General features: G+C 73.4%; 4 protein-coding genes. 2 read left to right on the top strand and 2 right to left on the bottom strand.

Annotation, left to right across the window (positions count from 1 at the left end):
• Both BDIM_RS10600 and BDIM_RS10595 read left to right on the top strand, forming a co-directional pair.
• Positions 1 to 201: hypothetical protein (locus tag BDIM_RS10600; protein WP_211205979.1), on the top strand; the 201-nt coding region annotated here is incomplete at its 5' end.
• Positions 202 to 275: 74 nt separating this feature from the next.
• Positions 276 to 779: a hypothetical protein gene (locus BDIM_RS10595; protein WP_003165590.1), complete on the top strand. Its 504-nt coding sequence runs from the start codon at positions 276 to 278 to the stop codon at positions 777 to 779.
• Positions 780 to 806: 27 nt separating this feature from the next.
• Here BDIM_RS10595 and BDIM_RS10590 read toward each other — a convergent pair whose 3' ends face one another.
• Together BDIM_RS10590 and BDIM_RS10585 are read right to left on the bottom strand one after the other, a co-directional pair.
• Positions 807 to 3077, bottom strand: coding sequence for a CHASE2 domain-containing protein (locus BDIM_RS10590; protein WP_003165589.1), 2271 nt, complete (start codon positions 3075 to 3077; stop codon positions 807 to 809).
• Between the two features lie 4 nt (positions 3078 to 3081).
• On the bottom strand, positions 3082 to 3930 hold an 849-nt coding region (locus BDIM_RS10585; RefSeq protein WP_211205978.1), incomplete at its 5' end, for a FecR domain-containing protein.

Here is a 3930-nt window from a genome sequence, read left to right as displayed (position 1 = left end):
CCGGCGGCGGGAGTGCAGCCGACGCTGGGCATGTCCGAGGGCGGGCGGCTGGGCTTTCGGTTGGACCGCGTGACGACGGCCCAGGCCTTCGGCTGGCTGGCCGTGCTGGAGCAGGGCGGGGCGCGCATCGAGGAACTGGGTGTGGTCGAGAACGCGGACGGGACGCTGGGCGTGACGGGCGCGCTGGCGTCCGGCGGCTAGGCGGGCGCGCTTTTCGGCCCGTTGGAATCGTCCGTTGTGGACTTGGAGGGCGCGGCGGGGCAGGTATCGCAGCCATGATCTCTCGTCTGGCTCTTCCCCTGGTTAGCGCGGCCGTCCTGGCGGGCTGCGTTTCTGCGCCGCGCGTCGAGACGCAGTTGTCGGCCGCCGTGCCTGCGAACGTGACCGCCTACCGCCTGTTGGAGGCCGAGGCGCCGAGCGAGGCCGACCGCGCGGCGGCCGAGGCCGTGCGTCAGGCGCTGAGCGCGCGCGGCTGGCGCGAGGTGGACGATAAGTCCGCCTGGCGGGTCGAGACGGCCTATGCGGTGCGGCCTCAGAAGACCGGCGTCTTCACCGACGTCGATGCGCGCCAGGGCGAGTGGACCGATGCGCCGCGCCTGCCGCAATGGTGGAGCCAGGGCCGCCAGACGCACAGCCTGACGGTGATCCTGACCGGGCCGGGGAATGAGGCGGGGGCCTACCGCGCCTCGGCGATGGCGATCCTGGGACGGCGTCAGGCCGAAACCGCGCCGGGCCTGCTGGCCGAGGCGGCGGTGGCGCAGTTGGACGCGGCGGACTAGGGCCGGCCGCCCGCAGCTTCATTCCTCTTACGTGATCCTGGGCAGGGTCAGGATGAAGGTCGCGCCCGGCGATCCGGGCTGGTGGCGGATGGTTCCGCCGTGGCGTTCGGCGACGGTGCGGACGAAGGCGAGGCCCAAACCCGCGCCGCGATGATCCGCGCCGCCGTGGCCGAAGGGCTGGAACAAACGACGCGCGGCCTCTTCCGACAGACCAGGGCCCTGATCGCTGACGCCGAGGACGCAGACCGGGCGGCCGTCTTCCTCGGCCCCGGTCAGGCTGACCTGGATAGCGCCGCCCGCCGGGCCGTATTTCAGGGCGTTGTCGAGAAGGTTGGTGGTCAGGCGGCGCAACAGGGCGGGGTCGCCCTGGACCAGGAACTCTTCCTCGCCGTCGGGCGTCAGGATGCGGACGCCCTTCTTCGACGCCTGGGGCCACAGGATGTCGGCGGCGTCCATGGCGATCTGGCCCAGGTCCAGCAGCTCTGAGCGATAGGGTTGGCTCTCGGCGCGGGCCAGTTGGACATAGCCTTCGGCGAGGTCGAGGGTCTGGCGGGCGTAGTCGGCGATGCGGCGCTCGACCATGGGGTCTAGCCGCGGCGCGGGGCCGTCCAGCAGGGTCAGGATCGACACCTGGGGCGCGCGCATGTCGTGGCTGAGCAGTTGCAGGGCTTCGGCGCGCTGGCGTTCGGCGGCGCGGAAACGGGTCATGTCGGCGAAGCGCACGATATGGCCGACCGGATGGCCTTCGGCGTCGGTCAGCAGGGCGGCGGCGGCCTTCAGGATGCGGCCGTCGGGCGTGGTGATGTCGCCGGGATCGCCCTCGGGATCGAGGAAGCGGCGCCAGGCCGGTTCGCCCAGGGACCGGAACAGCAGGGGCAGGTCGGCGTCGTCCTTCAGACGCGCGCCGAACAGGGCTTCGGCCCGGTCGTTGGACAGGATGATGCGGGCGTGAGGGTCGGCGACGACGGTGGCGTCGGGCAGGCTTCGCAGGGCGTCGGAGATGAAGCGCTCCAGGTCGCGCACCTGACGCACGGCGGCGCGCAGGGCGTCCACCTGACGGGCCACGACATCGCCGCCCTGGGCGCGGCCGGTCAGGCGCACGCCGTCGCGTTCGAAGGCTTCGACCTCGCTCTGCATATAGGCCGAGGCTGCGGCCAGGCGACGCCAGCTCCACAAGGGATAGGCCAGGGCCAGTCCAGCCACGGCGGCCGAAGGCGGGAGCCACAGGCCGCCCGCGAGGAAGGCGGTCGCGGCGGCGATCAACGTCACGACGATCAACCCGGCGCCCAGGGCCATGTTGGCGGCCGGGCGCAGCACCAGGAAGCCGGCGACCAGAAGGCCGAGCGGCAGCAGGGACAGGATCAGCACCCAGGCGGGCGACAGGCTGCGCGGGCCGCCGCCTTCGATCAGGGTCTGGAGCAGGGCGGCCTGCACCTCGACGCCGGGACGCAGTTCGCCGTGAGGCGTGGCCGGGGTGGCGTAACGGTCGCCCAGGCCCGGCGCCGTCGCTCCGACCAGCACCAGCTTGTCCTTCAGGAAGGCGGCGGGCGTCTCGCCGCTGAGCACGTCGGCGAAGGACAGGGTGCGGAAGGCGCCGGGCGGGCCGCGATAGATCAGGGCTTCCGGCGAGGCGGCGAACAGGTCGCCGCCGTCATGCGGCGCGGGCGGCGCAGGAACGGCGCCCTTGGCGGCGGCCAGGGGCAGGATCAGGTGCGGCCAGGTCCGCTCGTCCGCCTGAAGATAGAGGGGCAGGCGACGCACGGCGCCGTCGTCGTCGACCGTCAGGTTGACGTGGCCCAGACCCGCCGCCGCCTCGGTCAGGCCGGGCGCGGGGGCGTCTGCGCGAAAGGCGGCGCCGTTCAGGCCGGGGGCGTCCAGCACCACGGGCAGGCGGACCTTGCCGTTGCGCGCCAGGGCGGCGGCCAGGGCGTCGTCCTGCGGGGAGGCTTCGGTGAACAGGACGTCGTAAGCGACAGGCCCCGCGCCCGCCTGGGTCAGGCGGTCGATCAGCCGGGCATGCAGGTCGCGGGGCCAGGGCCACTGGCCCAGGGCTTCCAGGCTGCGGTCGTCGATGGCGATGATGACGATGTCTTCGTCGGTCGGTCCCGCCTCGGCCCGCATCAGGGCGTCATAGATCAGGTGGTCGGCGCCGTCGGCGGCGGGCGTCAGCGCCATCCAGCCGACCAGCAGGGCGGACAGCGTCGCCACCAGCCCCCATTCGACCAGGGCGCGACGGCCGGTCAGGCGGGCGCCGAGCCAGCCTCTCCAGCCGCCTTTCGGCCCTGCGGGCGCGGGCACGGCGCTATCGTCCGATGCGGAGCTGTTGCGGTTCGGACCAGGCTTCCAACAGACGGCCGAAGCGATGGCGCGCGCCCTGCACCCGCCAACTGTAGACGCCCGGCGGCAGGTCGCTGAGGGTGAAGGCCTCGTCGGTCAGGCCGGGCTGGTCGACCAGCAGGGGGCCGTCGACGGTTCCGTCCTCGGCCTCGCGCCACAGCTGGAAGCGGAAGGTCGCCGCGCCGACGCCCTCGGCCTCCCAGCGGAAGCGGTAGAAGCGGCGGCGGTCGCGCTGGTCCAGGGCCGAAGCCAGGCCGCCGACGCCGTTGCGGGCGCGGATGAAGCTGTAGGTGACAGCCTTGCCCTCCAGCCCCTCGGGCGAGAGGGCGGTCAGGCGCAGGAAGAAGGCGCCTTCCTCCATCTCGCCGAAGACCAGGGGGCCGCCGGGCGCGCTGTCGGCCTCGGCGAAGGCCTCGATCATGCCGGCGTCCTGGGCGACGCGGCCGCGATAGCGTTCGGCGCCGGGCAGGGGCTGGATGTCGAAGGCGACCTGGGCCTGGGTCTGCGGCGCGTCGGGGCGAACCAGGGCGGGCGCTGGCAGAAGAGGAAGCAGGCGCACCGCGCCGGCGGCGGCGCTGACGCCCTGATCTGCGGCGGCCAGGGTTTCGGCCTGGCCCGAGGCGATGGCGACGGCGCCTTCCAGCACTTCGGTGCTCGAGCGGTCGGCGTCATCGTCGAAGGAGACGCGGAAGTCGGTGCCGCGCACGGCCGAGACCGAGACGGGGGTGCGGATGGCGAAGCCGCCGGGGCGGCGCCGGGGCGTGACGCGCGACTCGGCGCGGCCCTCCTCGACCGTCAGGGCGTGATCGACGGC

It is taken from the genome of Brevundimonas diminuta ATCC 11568 (assembly GCF_000204035.1).
GTDB classification, from domain to species: domain Bacteria; phylum Pseudomonadota; class Alphaproteobacteria; order Caulobacterales; family Caulobacteraceae; genus Brevundimonas; species Brevundimonas diminuta.
Note: the sequence above shows the minus strand (reverse complement) of the source record. Positions and strands in the feature narration are given on the sequence as shown.